18 protein-coding genes are annotated in these 16,471 nt (G+C 69.3%); 3 read left to right on the top strand and 15 right to left on the bottom strand.

Going from position 1 to position 16,471, the window contains the following annotated elements:
• Positions 1-11: 11 nt before the first annotated feature.
• The 11 genes from era to ABIE44_RS16515 all read right to left on the bottom strand — a co-directional run bounded on the left by era (position 12) and on the right by ABIE44_RS16515 (position 10,463).
• Entirely contained in the window at positions 12-941 is a 930-nt protein-coding gene (era, locus tag ABIE44_RS16565; protein WP_209714987.1) for a GTPase Era, read from the bottom strand.
• Complete coding sequence (locus ABIE44_RS16560) at positions 934-1,710, bottom strand: siderophore-interacting protein (RefSeq protein WP_354438197.1); 777 nt, start codon at positions 1,708-1,710, stop codon at positions 934-936. Before ABIE44_RS16560 ends, era begins: the two co-directional genes overlap by 8 nt.
• A gap of 37 nt (positions 1,711-1,747) precedes the next feature.
• Entirely contained in the window at positions 1,748-2,833 is a 1,086-nt protein-coding gene (locus ABIE44_RS16555; RefSeq protein ID WP_209714990.1) for a glycoside hydrolase family 43 protein, read from the bottom strand.
• A gap of 71 nt (positions 2,834-2,904) precedes the next feature.
• Complete coding sequence (locus ABIE44_RS16550) at positions 2,905-4,200, bottom strand: class I SAM-dependent methyltransferase (RefSeq protein WP_209715008.1); 1,296 nt, start codon at positions 4,198-4,200, stop codon at positions 2,905-2,907.
• Complete coding sequence (locus ABIE44_RS16545) at positions 4,197-5,564, bottom strand: FAD-binding oxidoreductase (protein WP_209715011.1); 1,368 nt, start codon at positions 5,562-5,564, stop codon at positions 4,197-4,199. Before ABIE44_RS16545 ends, ABIE44_RS16550 begins: the two co-directional genes overlap by 4 nt.
• Positions 5,565-5,620: 56 nt before the next feature.
• Complete coding sequence (locus ABIE44_RS16540; protein ID WP_209715014.1) at positions 5,621-5,959, bottom strand: cytidine deaminase-like protein; 339 nt, start codon at positions 5,957-5,959, stop codon at positions 5,621-5,623.
• A 28-nt stretch (positions 5,960-5,987) separates the two neighbouring features.
• The gene (locus ABIE44_RS16535; RefSeq protein WP_209715017.1) at positions 5,988-7,304 is read right to left on the bottom strand and encodes a hemolysin family protein; all 1,317 of its coding nucleotides are present in this window, start codon (positions 7,302-7,304) and stop codon (positions 5,988-5,990) included.
• A complete protein-coding gene (gene ybeY / locus ABIE44_RS16530) occupies positions 7,301-7,801 on the bottom strand; it encodes an rRNA maturation RNase YbeY (protein ID WP_209715020.1) in 501 nt (166 codons plus the stop codon). The genes ABIE44_RS16535 and ybeY overlap by 4 nt, the downstream gene beginning before the upstream one ends.
• Complete coding sequence (locus ABIE44_RS16525) at positions 7,798-8,835, bottom strand: PhoH family protein (protein ID WP_209715023.1); 1,038 nt, start codon at positions 8,833-8,835, stop codon at positions 7,798-7,800. The genes ybeY and ABIE44_RS16525 overlap by 4 nt, the downstream gene beginning before the upstream one ends.
• 105 nt (positions 8,836-8,940) lie before the next feature.
• Complete coding sequence (locus ABIE44_RS16520) at positions 8,941-10,116, bottom strand: hypothetical protein (RefSeq protein WP_209715026.1); 1,176 nt, start codon at positions 10,114-10,116, stop codon at positions 8,941-8,943.
• Positions 10,113-10,463, bottom strand: a complete 351-nt coding sequence (locus tag ABIE44_RS16515) for a histidine triad nucleotide-binding protein (protein ID WP_209715029.1) — start codon at positions 10,461-10,463, stop codon at positions 10,113-10,115. The genes ABIE44_RS16520 and ABIE44_RS16515 overlap by 4 nt, the downstream gene beginning before the upstream one ends.
• Positions 10,464-10,562: 99 nt before the next feature.
• Between ABIE44_RS16515 and ABIE44_RS16510 the strand changes: the two genes are divergently transcribed.
• Genes ABIE44_RS16510 through ABIE44_RS16500 form a run of 3 tightly spaced genes read left to right on the top strand, consistent with a single transcriptional unit; the run spans position 10,563 to position 13,193 of the window.
• Positions 10,563-11,111 (top strand): RNA polymerase sigma factor, encoded by a 549-nt coding sequence (locus ABIE44_RS16510; RefSeq protein ID WP_354438193.1) that lies wholly within the window; start codon positions 10,563-10,565, stop codon positions 11,109-11,111.
• Positions 11,108-12,127: a Gmad2 immunoglobulin-like domain-containing protein gene (locus ABIE44_RS16505; protein WP_209715032.1), complete on the top strand. Its 1,020-nt coding sequence runs from the start codon at positions 11,108-11,110 to the stop codon at positions 12,125-12,127. The genes ABIE44_RS16510 and ABIE44_RS16505 overlap by 4 nt, the downstream gene beginning before the upstream one ends.
• Positions 12,128-12,134: 7 nt before the next feature.
• A complete protein-coding gene (locus ABIE44_RS16500) occupies positions 12,135-13,193 on the top strand; it encodes a winged helix DNA-binding domain-containing protein (protein WP_209715035.1) in 1,059 nt (352 codons plus the stop codon).
• 117 nt (positions 13,194-13,310) lie between these two features.
• Here the strand turns inward: ABIE44_RS16500 and ABIE44_RS16495 are convergent, their stop codons facing one another.
• The 4 genes from ABIE44_RS16495 to ABIE44_RS16480 form a co-directional block, all read right to left on the bottom strand.
• The gene (locus ABIE44_RS16495) at positions 13,311-14,045 is read right to left on the bottom strand and encodes a 16S rRNA (uracil(1498)-N(3))-methyltransferase (RefSeq protein ID WP_209715038.1); all 735 of its coding nucleotides are present in this window, start codon (positions 14,043-14,045) and stop codon (positions 13,311-13,313) included.
• Positions 14,042-15,205 (bottom strand): molecular chaperone DnaJ, encoded by a 1,164-nt coding sequence (dnaJ, locus tag ABIE44_RS16490; protein ID WP_209715042.1) that lies wholly within the window; start codon positions 15,203-15,205, stop codon positions 14,042-14,044. Before dnaJ ends, ABIE44_RS16495 begins: the two co-directional genes overlap by 4 nt.
• Before the next feature lie 9 nt (positions 15,206-15,214).
• On the bottom strand, positions 15,215-16,237 hold the full coding sequence (gene hrcA, locus ABIE44_RS16485; protein ID WP_209715045.1) for a heat-inducible transcriptional repressor HrcA: 1,023 nt from the start codon (positions 16,235-16,237) through the stop codon (positions 15,215-15,217).
• A 73-nt stretch (positions 16,238-16,310) separates the two neighbouring features.
• Entirely contained in the window at positions 16,311-16,463 is a 153-nt protein-coding gene (locus ABIE44_RS16480) for a hypothetical protein (protein ID WP_209715048.1), read from the bottom strand.
• Between the last annotated feature and the right edge of the window lie 8 nt (positions 16,464-16,471).

Here is a 16,471-nt window from a genome sequence, read left to right as displayed (position 1 = left end):
TGCCGGGTCGGTTAGAAGCCGAGCTTGCGGAGCTGACGGGGGTCGCGCTGCCAGTCCTTCGCGATCTTGACGCGCAGGTCGAGGTAGACGGGCGTACCCAGGATGGCCTCGATCTGCGTGCGGGCGGCCATCCCCACTTCCTTCAAGCGCGCTCCCTTGTGGCCGATGATGATGCCCTTCTGGGAGTCGCGCTCGACGTATAGGTTCGCGTGGATGTAGAGCAGCGGCTTGTCGGCGGGGCGATCCTCCTTCAGGCCCATCTCCTCGACCACGACGGCGATCGAGTGCGGCAGCTCGTCACGGACACCCTCGAGCGAGGCCTCCCGGATCAGCTCGGCGACGATCGTCTCCTCGGGCGCGTCCGACAGGTCGCCGTCCGGGTAGAGCTGCGGGCCCTCGGGTAGCCGGCCCACGAGCAGGTCGGCGAGGAGCTGGACCTGGTCGCCGGACTTCGCCGAGACCGGCACGATCTCGGCCCACTCCGTCCCGGTCTCGCGCCCGAGCTCGGCGATGGCGAGCAGGTGCGCGGCGAGCTCGTCGGGAGCGACCAGGTCGGTCTTGGTCGCGATCGCAAATTTCACCGACTTCCGGACCTTGGCGAGCTCGTTGACGATGAACCGGTCGCCCGGCCCCGGCTTCTCGTTAGCCGGGAAGCACACGGCGACGACGTCGACCTCGGCCCAGGTGGTCTTCACCAGGTCGTTCAGCCGCTCGCCGAGCAGGGTGCGCGGCTTGTGCAGACCGGGGGTGTCGACCAGCACCAGCTGGGCGTCGTCCCGGTGCACGATGCCGCGTACGACGGTCCGGGTGGTCTGCGGCTTGGAGGAGGTGATGACGACCTTCGAGCCGACCAGGGCGTTGGTCAGGGTCGACTTGCCGGCGTTCGGGCGCCCGACGAAGCAGGCGAACCCGCTCTTGAAGGTTTCACCAGGCTCAACCACCGATGTCTCCTCGTGCCTTGTCGTAGTCGTCCCAGATCTGCGCGTCGCTCTTGCCCACTGCCTTGCCCGCGGCGTAGATCGGGCCGGGGTCGACCGCCCGACGCTGGCGGCCGCGGCTCCCGCTCCAGTAGCCCATCACGTCGTACGCCGACGACGCCATCCCGACGTCGTGCCGGACGTAGCGGCGGATCTCGCGCATCTGCGCGGACTCCCCCGCCATCCAGAAGTAGCCGGCACCCGGGGGCCAGGTCAGCCCGCGGACAAGATCGGCCAGACCGCTCTCGTGCGGCGCGGGTGGCGCGACCCAGCTGACCTCGCCGTCGACGTACTCGGCGAGCGGACCGTCGGGCGTCTCGACGTACGCCGTCACCGAGAGGTCCACGGTCTCGGAGATCCGGGCGATCGCCGGTAGTCCGGTGAGGTCGCCGACGAGCACGACCCACCCGGCGTCGGGTGGCAGCTCGAAGGAGCCCTTCGGCTCCGAGAGACCGACGACGTCGCCGACGCAGTCGGTCTGCGCCCACTGGGTCACCAGGCCCTCGTCGTGGATCACGATGTCGAGGACGATCCGGGACGCGTCGTGCGCGCGGATCGTGTAGTACCGCGTCTGGAACTGACCGGGCACCGTGAGGGCGATCCACTCGTCGGGGATCCCGGTGCTGGTGAAACCGCCCGCGACCTCGATCGTCACCCGGATCAGGTGGTCGCCGAGGACCTTGCGGTCGACGACCGTGCCGGTCACGGCGCGGGCTTCGGGACGGGCGTTCACGAGTCGAGGCTATCGGCAGCGACGCTCGGGCAGAGAATCACGTGGTCCAGCGCACGACCTTGAGCGTCCCGTTCTTCTTCACGCCGAGCGTCGCGATGTAGAGCCGTCGTTGACCGCAGCCGAGCCAGGTGGAGCGGCAGGTCTCGGCGTCCTTGGCGTAGCCGACCGCCCCGGTGCGCCACGCGTGGTAGGCGAGACGGAGGTTCCCTGCGGCGTCCACGAACGGGGTCGCACCTCCGGGGCCGGACAGGTACTTGCCCGACTTCATGAACGGACCCTTCTTGGGCCGCTTGCAGTCGCGGTACCACTTCTTGCAGATCATGTAGCCGACCGCGTACTTCGAGGACGCGTAGGAGTTTGCGGAGTAGAACAGGTAGAAGCGCTTCTTGTAGCGGATCATCGCCGGGTTCTCGATGATCTTGCCCTCCCAGTCGCGGGCGATCCCGCCGAGGTAGAAGTGCTTCGCCCCCGGGGTGACGGTGACGCCATCGGCGTTCAGACCGATGGTGAACATCTGCGCCGGGTAGTGGTCCTTCTTCCAGAGCAGGAAGGGGCGCCCGGTCGGGGCGATGAAGATCTGCGGGTCGATGGCCCCGCGGTCCGGGCAGACCGTCGGCTTGGTCGAGCTGTCGACGAACGGACCCGCCGGGCTGGTGGACCGCGCGATCGAGATGCACATCCGGGCGTTCGGCGCCTTCGTCCGGGTCGCGTAGGCGAGGACGTACCTGCCCGGTCCGATCCTGGTCACCGTCGGCGCCCAGGTGGTGGCCCGGTAGCGACCGTCCTTCTGCTCGACGCCGTCGGACCACACGGGCGTGCGCGGCAGGGCGTCGCCAGTCGGGTTGGCCGACGTCCCGTGCACGGCGCGCCAGCTCTTCAGGTCCGTCGAGGTCAGCGCCGGCACGTTGAGCCCGTAGCTCGTGGTGGAGAACGCGTAGTAGTTCAGACCGACCCGCAGGACTGCCGGGTCGGGGAAGTCGCCGGAGTACCTCTGGCCGGCCGTGATCGGGTCCTGCCCGACCGGCGCCGGGCGCGCCCCTGCTCCCAGGGCAGGAACCGAGGCCAGGGAGACGGTGAGGAGCAGCCCGGACAGAACTGCCAGGACCCGGGATCGCGCGCGCATCGGACAATCTTGCGGGAGAAGCGCCCGTGAATCAGGGGTTTCGGCACTCTTGCGTGTCGGCGGGCACCCGCTCAGGGAGTCCAGGTCGGGCGCAGCGGGTAGCCGCTGTTGCCGTCGGCGTCGGTCTTCGTCGCCAGCACCTGGTGCAGCTGGATCTCGTTGGTCTCGAAACCCATCCGCGAGCCGGCGATGTAGAGACCCCAGACCCGAGCGGTCTCCTCGCCGACCTCGGCAACGCACTCGTCCCAGTTCTCCACCAGGTACGCGTTCCAGCCCGCCAGGGTCTTGGCGTAGTGCATCCGGAGGTTCTCCTCGTGGTGCACTTCCAGCCCGGCGTCCTGGATCTCGGTGATCATCCGGCCCGAGCCGGTCAGCTCGCCGTCCGGGAAGACGTACCGGTCGATGAACGCGCCGGTCGACGTCTTCTTGTTGTCGGCACGGGTGATCGAGTGGTTGAGGAGGCGGCCCTGCGGCTTGAGGCGGTCCCGCAGGAACGCGAAGTACGCCGGGTAGTTGTCGACTCCGATGTGCTCGGTCAGGCCGATCGAGGAGATCGCGTCGAAGTCGTTCTCGGTGACGTCCCGGTAGTCGAGGTGGCGGACCTCGGCCCGGTCCTCGAGACCTTCCTCCTTGATCTTCTGCTGCGCCCAGAAAGCCTGCTCGGCCGACAGCGTCACGCCCAGCGCGGTCACGCCGTAGTGCTTGACCGCGTGCCGGACCATGCCACCCCACCCGCAGCCGACGTCGAGCAACCGCTGCCCCGGCTGGAGGTCGAGCTTTTGGGCGACCAGGTCGTACTTGTGGAACTGGGCCTCCTCCAACGTGCTGTCCTCGGTCGGGAAGCACGCGCAGGTGTAGGTCATCGACGGCCCGAGGACCATCTCGTAAAACCGGTTGGAGACGTCGTAGTGGTGGTGGATGGCCTCGGCGTCGCGCTCGGGCGAGTGCAGGAACCCCTCCATCAGGCGGCGCCAGCGGGGAGCGTGCTCGGTCGCCGGGATCGGCGGCGGCTTGAGGTTGGTCAGCCCGACGGTGCGCACCAGCGCGAGCGCCTCGAGCGGCGTGGGGGTGCGGAACTTCAGCCCGGTCTTGCTCCCCTTGATGTGCGAGAGCGCAGCGAAGGGGTCTCCGGGGTGCGCGCCGACGAGCTCGAGATCGCCCATCACGTAGGCCCGTGCGAGCCCGAGGTCACCGGGAGCGGTCACCATGTAGGACAGACCGCGCTCGTTCTTCAGGTGCAGGCCGAACGCGGAGTCCTCGGGACCGGCGCTGCTGCCGTCGTACGCCGTGAACCGGAACGGGATGTCCCCGATCAGCAGCGCGCTGAACGCGTCGGCGATCGTGGAGGTGGGAGAGAGGATGCTCATCGTCGTGCTACCGCTTTCTCGTACAGGCTGATGAACCGGTCATCAGGGTCGTAACGCTTTTTGACCGCCGCCAGATTCCGGCCGTCGTAGAGCTGGTCGAACGTGTCGCGGTCGTAGAAGGAGTCCGAGTACAGCGACTTGTGCCCGTCGAGCTCGTGCACCTTGGCCTCCACCGCCCTGTTCTTCGGGGCGTTCACCCGGTCCGGACCGACGTGCACCGTGCCCCAGAACCCGGCGTTCACGTAGGTCTTCTCCGGCACCAGCGGGTAAGACGGCCAGTCCCGGCTCGCGCGCAGCGGGCACAACCACACCGGCCGCATGCCGATCTCGTCGTCGAACCAGTCGAGGAACTCCCCCAGGCGCTCGACCGGGACCTCGATGTCCTGGATGACGCGCTCACGCTCGGGGCGCCCGGCACGCTTGTCGAGCTTGTCGGCGATGCCGAAGCGCAGGTCGAGGGCGAGCAGCTTCATGTACGCGTCGGAGCGCTTCCAGCGGCGCGGCCAGAACCGGCGCAGCGTCGGGTTCTGAGCACCGAACGCGCCCGAGCACCAGAACCAGTCGGTGTCCCAGCGCCAGAGGTAGTCGTGCACCGTCAGCAGGTCGGTCTGCTTTTCCTGGATCGAGCGGAAGTAGATGTCCATCCCGGTGTAGTCCGAGGGCTCGGCCTCGCGCTCGGCCGTCCACCGCGCGAGGGTCAGGTAGTACTCGCCCGGCTCGAAGGCGACGCCGTCGAGGCCGTCGACCCGTTCGCCCTGCCACTCCCCGGACTCGGTGATCTCGGCGATCGCGGCGGACAGCTTGTCGGTCTCGTGGAACCGGACGTGCCGCAAGGCGGCGTACGCCGGCACCTTCTCCAGCTTGATCCGCAGCCGGGTGGCGTAGCCGAGCGAGCCGTAGGAGTTCGGGAAGGTCGCGTACAGGTCGGCGTGCTCCCCGGTGGGTGCACAGGTGACAACCTCGCCGGCGCCGGTGAAGACGTCCATCTCGAGGACCGACTCGTGCGGCAGGCCGTTGCGGAAGGACGTGGACTCGATGCCGAGACCGGTGACTGCACCGCCGAGCGTGATCGTGCGCAGCTGCGGGACGACGTACGGGATGAACCCGAGCTTGAGCGTCTCGGCCACCAGGTTCTCGTAGGTGCACATGCCCTGGACGTCGGCGGTCTGCGCGACAGGGTCGATCGAGATCACGCCACCGAGACCGGAGACGTCCAGCCCGGGACCGACGGAGGCTGCCCGTTGTCGGAACAGGTTCGAGGTCTTCTTCGCCAGCCTGACCGGGTCTTCCGGTGCGATAGCGGCGTACGACGAGCGCAACCGTTCGACGGCTGCCTGGTGGTGGAGGGTCCCGACTAAGGCCACTCCTGCACCCTAGTACTACCGGAGGGGGCCTCCGCAACCGAGATTCCGAGGTGTTATCAGGTCGAGACCGTCGAGCCGATCGCGCCGGCCGGCGTGCCGATGTGGACCGGAACTCCTGCACCGGCGAAGTCCCCCAGCGCGGCCAGTGACGGGTCTGCACCCTCCCCCAGGACGACAGCCGCTTCGGCACCCTTGGCCCCACTGGCGATCGCCATCGCGATGCAGACGTCGAGGGCGCTCACCTCGAGGGACGGCAGGGCGACCGTCGCGGCCGCGTACGTACGGCCGTCGAGGTCGCGCAGTGCTGCTCCTTCGGCTGCCCCTGTGCGGGCACGGGTCGCGCGGGCCAGCACGACGAGCTTGTTGTCCTCGGGGTCGAGCTCCACGGAAGTCACGCAGGGAAGTCTAGGGTCGCGCTCCGGCTCACGCGTTCGCGGCGTCGACCGGCTCGGCGTCCTCGACGACCTCGGGGACCAGCGGCGTGATCAGCACCGTGCCGATCTTGTTGCGCCGCCCCTTGGCCTCCTCGGCGCGGAAGCGCAGGCCCTCGAACTCGACCTCCGACCCGGGGATCGGGACCTTGCCGAGGACCTTGGCCAGCAACCCGCCGACCGAGTCGATCTCGTCGTCCTCGATCTCCACGCCCTCGATGACCTCGTCCAGGTCGTCGATCGGGTAGCGCGCCGGCACCCGCACCGAGCCGTCCTCGAGCATCTCGATACCGACCTCGCTGGTGTCGAACTCGTCAGCGATCTCGCCGACGATCTCCTCGAGGATGTCCTCGATGGTGACCAGCCCGGCCGTGCCGCCGTACTCGTCGACGACGACGGCGACGTGCTTGCGCGACGCCTGCATCTCGCGGAGCAGGTCGTCGGCGGGCTTGGAGTCGGGGATCCAGAGGACCGAACGCATCAGGGACTCGACCTGCTCGGTGCTCTCGGCGTCCTTCCGGTCGAACACCCGGCGGCTGACGTCCTTGAGGTACAGGAACCCGACGATGTCGTCGAGGTCCTCCCCGACCACCGGGACCCGGGAGAACCCGCTGCGCAGGAACAGCGACATCGCCTGGCGCAGCGTCTTGTGGCGCTCGATGAAGACCACGTCGGTGCGCGGGACCATCACCTCGCGCACGATCGTGTCCCCGAGCTCGAAGACCGAGTGGATCATCGCGCGCTCGTCGGACTCGATGACGCTGCTCGCCTCGGCGAGGTCGACGAGCTCACGCAGCTCGGCCTCGGAGCCGAAGGGACCCTCGGAGAACCCCTTGCCGGGGGTGAGCGCGTTGCCCAGCTTGATCAGCAGCTGCGGGACGGGACCGAGCACGCGCGTCAGGCCGACGATCACGACGGCCGAGGAGAGCGCGATCGTCTCGGCGTGCTGACGCCCGAGCGTGCGCGGACCGACACCGATCACCACGAACGAGATCACCAGCATCGAACCGATCGTGACCAGCGCGACTCGGCCGGTGCCGTCCCCGACCCGTGCCTGGACCCAGAGCGTGGCCAGTACGACGGCGGCGGTCTCCGAGAGCAGCCGCAGGAACAGCGTGGTGTTCAGGTAGCGGGTCGAGTCCTCGACGATCCGGAGCATGCTCGCCGCTCCGGCGCGCCCCTCGGCGACCAGGCTCTCGGCACGCGACCGGGAGAACCCGGCGAGTGCCGCCTCGACGGCGGTCAGCAGGCCGGCGACCAGCACCAACCCGATGACCACGACGAGGGCGCCGGGACTGTCCGCCCTCATTTCTGAGCCTGCTGGCTCAGCTCGCCCAGGTGTCCCTGCCAGGAGATCAGCAGCCGAGCCTGCAGGCCGAACATCTCGGCGTGCTCCTCGGGCTCGGCGTGGTCGTAGCCGAGCAGGTGCAGGATGCCGTGCACGGTCAGCAGCTCGAGCTCGTCGGTCACGCCGTACCCGGTCTGGCCCTTGGCCGCAGCCTCCTCGGCCTGCTTGGCCGCGATCGACGGGCACAGCACCAGGTCGCCGAGAACGCCCTCCTCGGGCTCCTCGTTGATCATGCCGGGCCGGAGTTCGTCCATCGGGAACGCGAGGACGTCGGTCGGACCGTCCTTCTCCATCCACTTGCCGTTGAGCTCGGCGATGGTGTCCTCGTCGACCGCGGTGATGCACAGCTCGGCCTGCGGGTGAACCCGAAGCTGCTCGAGCACGTACGCCGCGAGCTGCTGGGTGCGGCGTACGTCGAGGGTGCCGGTGCCGGACTCGTCGAGGACCTCGATCGTCACTCCGCGCCTCCGTTGCCGCGCATGTTCTTGCGGTGCTCGTTGTGCGCGTCGTGCTCGTCGTACGCCGCCACGATCTTGCCGACCAGCCGGTGTCGGACGACGTCCTGGGCGGTCAGCCGGTTGAACGAGATGTCCTCGATGTCGTCGAGGATCCCCTCGACGATCCGCAGGCCGGACTTCTGCCCGCTCGGCAGGTCGGTCTGGGTGACGTCGCCGGTGACGACGATCTTGGAGCCGAAGCCGAGCCGGGTCAGGAACATCTTCATCTGCTCGGGGGTGGTGTTCTGCGCCTCGTCGAGGACGATGAACGCGTCGTTGAGGGTTCGGCCACGCATGTACGCCAGGGGTGCGACCTCGATGGTCCCCGAGGCGAGCAGCTTCGGGATCGACTCGGGGTCGATCATGTCGTGCAGCGCGTCGTACAGCGGGCGCATGTAGGGGTCGATCTTCTCCCCCAGCGTGCCGGGCAGGAAGCCGAGGCGCTCGCCGGACTCGACGGCCGGGCGGGTCAGGATGATCCGGTTGACCTGCTTGGCCTGGAGCGCCTGGACGGCCTTGGCCATCGCCAGGTACGTCTTGCCGGTACCGGCGGGACCGATGCCGAAGACGATCGTGTGCTTGTCGATCGCGTCGACGTACCGCTTCTGGTTCAGCGTCTTCGGCCGGATGGTGCGGCCCCGGTTGGACAGGATGTTGAGCGACAGCACGTCGGCCGGCCGCTCCTCGGTCTCCGCCCGGAGCATGCCGAGCACGCGCTCGACCGTCTCGGCGTTGAGACCCTGACCGGTCCGGATGATCGTGACCAGCTCGTCGAGCATCCGCTCGGCCAGAGCGATCTCAGCGGGTTCACCGCGCAGGGTGACCTTGTTCCCGCGGACGTGGATGTCCGCGTCCAGCGCTTTCTCGATCAGGGCGAGGTGCTCGTCGCCGGCACCGAGGAGCGCGACCATGTTGACACTGTTCGGAACGACGACCGTGTGGACTGTCTCCGGTCGATCCTCGTTGCCGTGCTGTGCCTTGTTCGTCTCACTCATGCGTGCCCTGGCGGGCGGCCCTTCTGATCGGTGTCTGTGGTACACCAAACATGCTACGGGAGCGTCGTGTTCCCGGCACCTGCGTTACGGCCAGCGTGAAGGCGGTCAGGGTTTGGTGACCAGCACGATGCCCAGGCACATCTCGTCGGTGGTGCCCTCGCCCCACATCACGTACCGCTCGGGCTGGTCCTTGAAGGACGGCAGCAGGTCGCGCAGCTCCTGCGTGTGCCGGCAGGTGATCCGCACGGTGTCGCCCTTCGCCAGCCGGATCGGCTTGGTCGGGACGCTGCGCTGGTCGTCGAAGTTCCAGATCGGGATGTTCAGCACCGTCCGCGCGCGCGGTGTCCCGGGGTTGGTCTCGATCTTGAGGGACTTGCCGAGCAGGTGCATGTGGCCGGCGACGCCGCGGATCGTCTGCGGCGTCGTGATCTCGCGGGTGCAGCTCTGCACCGGGCCGATCGGCGCACCACCGCAGAGCACGTGCAGGTAGTTGGCGGTCGAACCCGGGCCACGCCCGAAACGGGCCTGGACGTCCTTCAGCGCCGCCGCCCGGTCGCAGAGCGGACCGGTCTTGCCCGACCGGCACGGCAGCTCGACGGGGGCGGGCAGCAACATGGTCTGCAACGCCTTCGTGCGCGGGTTCTCGGTGAGCCGGAGCTCGGCACCGCTGGTGTCGGGCTCGGCGCCGGCGAGCAGGTTGTAGTGCACCTGCATGACGACCGCCGACCCGGCCGGAAACTCCTCACCGAGGCCCTTCCCGTAGAGCTGCTCGGCGCCGCCCGGCGCCCAGGCCCCGAGCCACGGCGCGTCGTCGATGCTTCCGTCGTTGCCCAGACCCGAGGTCCCGAAGCAGGTCCAGCCCTCCCCCGGGGTCTCGGCGTCCTTCTTCTCCGCCTGGCCGACCATGTCGGGTGGGACCCGGAACAGGATCACGTGGTGCACGACGTCCGGGTTTCCCGGCAGCACGTTGAAGCCCGTCACGAAGCTGTCCTTCGCGACCTTCGGGTCGAGCAGGAAGCAGCGGTAGTCGTCGGTGCCGACGCCGGTCGGCGCGCTCGGCGTGTACGCCGCCGGCATGGTGACCTCGACCCGGCGCTCGCCGGCGCGCAGGGGCTTGGGCTTGGCAGGGGTGGCGGAGGGGGTGTGGTTGGTGTGGGTCTCGGCAGGCTCGACCACCGGACTGGGGGTCGTCCTCGGGGCGGACGCCTCCCGGCCGTCGCCGCTGCCGCAGGCGCTGAGCACCAGCAGCACCGCCGCTGCCAGTGCAGCTCGCCGGATCATCCCGGGGGCCAGCCCATCGAACGTCCGCCGAGAAGGTGCAGGTGCACGTGGAACACGGTCTGGTGCGCCTGCTCGCCGGTGTTGAAGACGAGCCGGTAGCCGCGCAGGAGGCCCTCGCTCTCGGCGATCTCGCGGGCAGCGTCGAGCAGGTGCGCCGCCGTGGCCGGCTCGTGCCGGGCGAGCTCACCCGCGTTCGGGTAGTGGCTGCGCGGGATCACCAGGACGTGCACGGGCGCCTGGGGCTGGAGGTCGCGGAAGGCGAGGGTGGTCGGGCTCTCGTGCACAATGTCGGCGGGGATGGAGCCGGCGACGATGCGGCAGAAGATGCACTCGGGGTCCGTGCTCATGGGGCGAGGGTAATCGGACGAATCGGAAATCCCCTGCTCCGAGGTCAAGTCGTTACCCGGGCGTGTAAACCCGCAGGGCACCCCGCGCGTAGAAGTAGCGTGAACACGATCGCAGCCGCCAGCGCAGAGGAGTCGGTCATCGACGCTGCCCGAACGGACGCCGACCAGGCTCTCGCCGAGCTGTACGCCGGGCACTACGCCCGGCTGGTCCGCCTCGCAGTCCTGCTCCTGCGCGACCGGGCCCTGGCCGAGGACGTCGTCCAGGACTCGTTCGTCGCGGTGCACCAGCGCTGGCACCGGATCGACCAGGGCAACGCCCCGGCGTACCTGGCCAAGAGTGTGGTGAACCGGTCCCGCAGCGCGTTGCGGCACCGCACCGTCGTGGCGCGGCACCGACCGGACCCGCTGCCGGACGCCGCGCCCGCGGACGCGCCCCTGCTCGAGGCCGCCGGGCGCAAGGCCGTGCTCGACGCGCTGGCAGACCTGCCCACGCGGCAGCGCGAGGTGCTCGTGCTCCGGTACTACCTCGACCTCACCGAGCGCGACATCGCCGAAGCCCTGGGCGTCAGCCAGGGCGCGGTGAAGAGCCACGCTGCCCGCGGCGCCGCCGCCCTCCGCCTCTCGCTTTCCCCCAAGGAGCAGTCATGAACGACGACGACCTGCGGAACCTCTTCCACGAAGCCACCGCCGACATCCGACCCGAGGGCACCCTCGACGACATCCGCACCCGGACCGAGAAGGTGGACCCGATGGCACGACGCTGGTTTCTCCCCTCCCTCGCCGCAGCCGCCGCGATGGCCTTGGTGATCGGCGGTGCCTTCTGGGCAACGCGCGACGACGACAAAGCCTCGCAGGCCGGCCCGGCGGGTAACCCGAGCTCGTCCGCGACGGCAGACCCGACGGGCGTGCCCGCCGACGGGTTCTCGGTGCCCGCGTTCTTTGTCGGCGACGGCGCCGATGGTCCGCGACTGTTCTCCGAGGAGCACCCCGTCGGGGACGAGGACCCGCAGGAGGACGCGGCCAACACCTCGGCCCACGGCACCCCGTTCGACCCGGACTACAAGACCTACTGGCCGAAGTCGTCGGTGGTCGAGAGCGTGGCGATGGTCAGCGACGGCACCGAGTCCTTCCAGGTGTTCCTGTCCCAGGCGGTCCCCGACGTTCCCGAGGGCGTGACGGCCGAGCAGGCGACCCGCCAGGTCCAGGCCGTGGTCAGGACCATCCAGGAGAACCACAAGTCGTTCTACGACAAGGGCGCCAGCCTGCCGCCGGTCGAGTTCTTCGTCGGCGACAAGCTGCAGAAGACCGTCCTCGGCGTCACCGGACCCGAGTTCGGACCTGGCACCGACGAGGACGTGCTCGCGCTCGTCTCCATCACGAGCCCGAGCAACAACCAGAAGTTCCTGCCGCAGCAGAAGATCACCGTCACCGGCATGGCGGCGGCGTTCGAGGCGAACGTGCAGTGGGAGCTCCTCGTCGGCGGCGACGCCGTGGTCGACAGCGGCGTCGCGACGGCGGGCGAGGGCGGCGTCCTCTCCCCGTTCTCCTTCGACCTCCGGCTCGAGGCAGGCACCTACACGCTGCGGGTGAGCGACACCGACGAGTCCGGTGAGGGCCGACCGCTCAACTCCGACACCAAGGACATCGTCGTCGAGGCGCCATAATCCCGAGGTGGACATCTCGAGGCGCGCGCTGACCCGGACCCTCTGGCTGCGTCAGGGCTTGGTTCCGGGTCAGCGCCTTCCGGGCGGCGTCCCGGAGGTGGTCACGCACCTGATCGGACTCCAGGCCCAGGACAACCTGCCGCCGTACCTGTCCTTGGCGGCGCGGATCGACGCGTTCACGCCGGCCGACCTGTCCGACCTGCTCGGTCGGCGCGAGCTCGTCCGGTTCCTGACGATGCGCGGCACCGTGCACGTGCTCACCGCGGACGACGCGCTCCAGCTGCGCGGATGGGTGCAGCCGGCGCTGGACCGGCAGAGCGCCACCAACCAGACCAGCCGCCCGGCCAAGCACCTGAGCACCGAGGACCTCGACGGGGTCCTGCGCGATTTCGTCGTCGAGCCGCAGCCCCTGGCCGCGATCGGAGACCGCCTGGTCGAGGCCTTTCCCGGGATCGACCCGGTCGCGCTGAAGCACGTCGCCCGCGAGAGGTTGCCCTTCCTGCAGACGCCCCCGCGCGGCCAGTGGAAGAAGAGCGGAGGCGTGGTCTACGCGTACGCCGACCGGTTCCTGGACCGCCCGTTCGCCGAGGCCGACGTCGAGAACCTGGTGCTGCGGTACATGGCGGCGTACGGGCCGGCCACCGCGGCGGACATGACGAAGTGGTCGTTGGTCACCCGGCTCGGGCCGGTGTTCACCGCGATGCACAAAGACGGACGGCTGACCACGGTGACCGACGACAAGGGCCGAACCCTGTACGACGTCCCCGGCGCTTCGATCGCGGAGGAGGACCTCGAGCTGCCGGTCACGCTGCTCGGCATGTACGACAACATCTTCCTCTCCCACGCCGACCGGGACCGGATCGCGCCGGACGACGTGCGCAAGAACTGGATGGGCGCCAACGGAGGCGTGGGGTCGGCGCTCTTCGTCGACGGGCTGCTCGGTGGTCTGTGGCGGGTCGAGGACGGCCGCGTGGTCGTCGAGCCGTTCCGTGCGCCGACGAAGTCCCAGGCCAGCCAGCTCGAGGGCGAGATCGAGCGCGTCGAGGCACTGCTCGCCTCGCCCTGACCGGCACTGAACCGACAGCGCTCACAACCCAGCAGTGCTTTTCGATTTTGAGCCTCGGAGGCTCAAAATCGAGAACCGTTGCTGGGTTGTGACCCTCCGAGGTTCACAACCGGGCCATCAGGCCCAGCGATCCGTTCGGGACAGCAGCGCAGCCACCGCGGCCACCCCCGCGGTCGAGGTCCGCAGCACCGAGGACCCGAGCCGGACGACTCGAGCCCCGGCGAACGCCGCGAGCTCGTCGTCGCTGATCCCGCCCTCGGGCCCGACGACGACGACGATCGAGGACACTCCGGCCAGGTCGAGCTCGGCGATCGGGAGGTCGGCCGCCTCGTGCAGCACCACGGCCAGATCCGCTTCCGCGACCAGCGCGACGACCTCGGCTGTCGACGCCAGCTCCCGCACCTCGGGAAGCCAAGCGCGTCGGGCCTGCTTCGTCGCCTCGCGCGCGGTGGCCCGCCACTTCGCGAGTCCCTTCGTCGCTCGCTCGCCCTTCCACACCGCGACCGACCGCGAGGCTGCCCACGGAACGATCCGGTCGACGTCGATCTCGGTGAGCACCTCGACGGCGAGCTCGCCGCGGTCGCCCTTCGGCAGCGCCTGGACGACCGTCACCTGCGGTGTCGCGCGCTCGGCGACGGAGACCTCGTCGACGACCAGGTCGAGCGACGACCTGGCCGCTGCGGACACCGTGCACGTCGCGGTCGTCCCGGCACCGTCGGTGACCAGCACCTGCTCTCCCGCGCGGATCCGCTTCACGGTCGCAGCGTGTCGCCCCTCGTCCCCGTCCAGCAGGAGCACCTCTCCGGGGTGCATGCCCGCGACGGCGCCGGCGAGGAAGACGGGCAGGGTCATTTCTGGTTGAACGCGTCCTTCATCCGACCGAACAGCCCCTTGTGCGCGGGGAGCGCCCGACCCTCGGGGTTCTCCTCGTTGCGGAGCGAGGCGAGCTCTCGGAGAAGCTCCTCCTGGCGCTCGTCGAGCTTGGTCGGCGTCTCGACCTCGATCGTCACGACGACGTCGCCACGTGCCTGGCTGCGAAGGCTCGGTACGCCGCGGCCACGCAGAACCTGCTGCGTCCCCGACTGCGTCCCTGGGCGGATGTCGATCGGCACCTCGCGCTCGACGCTGATCTCCTCGGTGTCGAGGTCCGCCTCGAGCAGCGGCAAGGTGATCGAGGTGCCGAGCGCGGCCGCCGTCATCGGGACCGGCACGGTGCAGTGCAGGTTCAGGCCCTCACGGGTGTAGGTCTTGTGCGGCAGCACCTGGACCTCGACGTACAGGTCACCCGAAGGCCCGCCGCCGGGTCCGACCTCGCCCTCACCGGTCAGCTGCACCCGGGTGCCGGTGTCGACACCGCCGGGAATCTTGACCGTGAGCGCGCGGCGCGAGCGCACCCGTCCGTCGCCGGCGCAGTCGCGGCACGGGTCGGGGATGATCTCGCCGTACCCGCGGCAGGCGGCGCACGGGCGCAGGGTCCGGATCTCGCCGAGGAAGGACCGCTGGACGTGCTGGACCTCGCCGCGTCCGTGGCAGGTCTCGCAGGTCACCGGGCGCGAGCCCTCCGCAGCACCGGAACCGTCGCACGTCGTGCACACCACCGCCGTGTCGACCTTGAGCTCGCGGGTGACGCCGAAGGCGGCCTCGGCCAGCTCCAGGTCGAGGCGCACGAGCGCGTCCTGCCCGCGGCGCATCCGTGACCGGGGACCGCGGCTCGCACCCTGCTGACCGCCGAAGAACGCGTCCATGATGTCGGTGAACGAGAAGCCCGCACCCTGGCCGAACCCACCTGCACCGCCGCCGAACGGGTCGCCGCCGAGGTCGTAGACGCGACGCTTCTCGGGGTCCGAGAGGATCTCGTACGCCGCCGAGACCTCCTTGAACTTCTCCTGCGCACCCGGATCGGAGTTGACGTCCGGGTGGTACTGACGGGCGAGCTTGCGGTACGCCTTCTTCAAGGCATCGGCGTCCGCGTCGCGGTCGACTCCGAGGATGGCGTAGGGATCCGGGTTCACGTGAGGCTCTCAGGATTCATCGAGGATGGTGGACATGTAGCTGGCGACCGCCCGCACGGCGGCCATCGACCCCGGATAGTCCATCCGGGTCGGGCCGACGACTCCGAGCACCGACAGCGCGTCCTCGGACGCTCCGTAGCCGGTCGCGACGACGGAGGTCGAGGAGAGCTGGTCGATCGGTCCTTCCTGGCCGATCCGCACGGTGACGTGCGAGGACGACGTGGCATGACCGAGGAGCTTGAGCAGCACGACGTGCTCCTCGAGAGCCTCGAGCATCGGCTTGATCGACTGGTCGAAGTTGTCACCGAAGCGAGCCAGGTTGGCAGTTCCGCCGACGACGACGCGCTCGTCGGAGCGGTGGTCCGACATCGCTTCGACCAACGCCGCCACGATCACCGAGTACGTCGCCGCATCGTCCGCGGCGACCTTCTCGGGCAGTGCACCGAGCGCCGCGGCCGCGTCGGAGATCCGCTCGCCGCTGGCAGCTCCGTTCATCTTGATCCGCAGGTCGCCGAGCAGCTCGTCCGTCAGCTCGACCGGCACCTCGACGATCCTCTGCTCGACACGACCGGTCGAGAGGATGAGTACGACCAGCACCCGCGAGGTGGTCAGCGCGACCATCTCGATGTGCCGGATCGTGGACTTCGCGAGCGTGGGGTACTGCACGATCGCGACCTGCTGCGTCAGCTGAGCGAGAAGGCGGACGCTGCGCTGCACGACGTCATCCAGGTCGTGAGCGCCCTCGAGGAAGCCCGAGATCGCCCGCTTCTCCGCAGCCGACATGGCCTTCAACGTGGTCAGCCGGTCGACGAAGAACCGGTAGCCCTTGTCCGTCGGGATGCGTCCGGCACTGGTGTGCGGCTGTGCGATCAGACCCTCGTCCTCCAGCGCCGCCATGTCGTTGCGCACCGTGGCCGGGGAGACGCCGAGCTGGTGCCTCTCCACGAGCGCCTTGCTGCCGACCGGCTCGTGCGTCGCGACGTAGTCCTGCACGATCGCGCGCAGGACCGCAAGCTTGCGGTCCTCGACCATGTCGACTCCTCTCGTCCCACACCTGGCACTCCGGTGGTGCGAGTGCCAAGTCTACTAGGCCGCCGGGCGAGGGTCAGTTCCCGGCGCGGACCCAGATCACCATGGCGATGCTGATGATCGAGAGCACCAGCGCCCAGAACCCGAGAAGGTTCGTCTCACCGAGCACGCGCTCGGTCCACCGGCTCAGCGCTGCACGCATCTTGCTCCATCCCAGGTCTCGGCCCACGGAAGGCA

The organism is Marmoricola sp. OAE513, from assembly GCF_040546585.1.
In the GTDB taxonomy this organism is placed as follows: Bacteria; Actinomycetota; Actinomycetes; order Propionibacteriales; family Nocardioidaceae; genus Marmoricola.
Note: the sequence above shows the minus strand (reverse complement) of the source record. Positions and strands in the feature narration are given on the sequence as shown.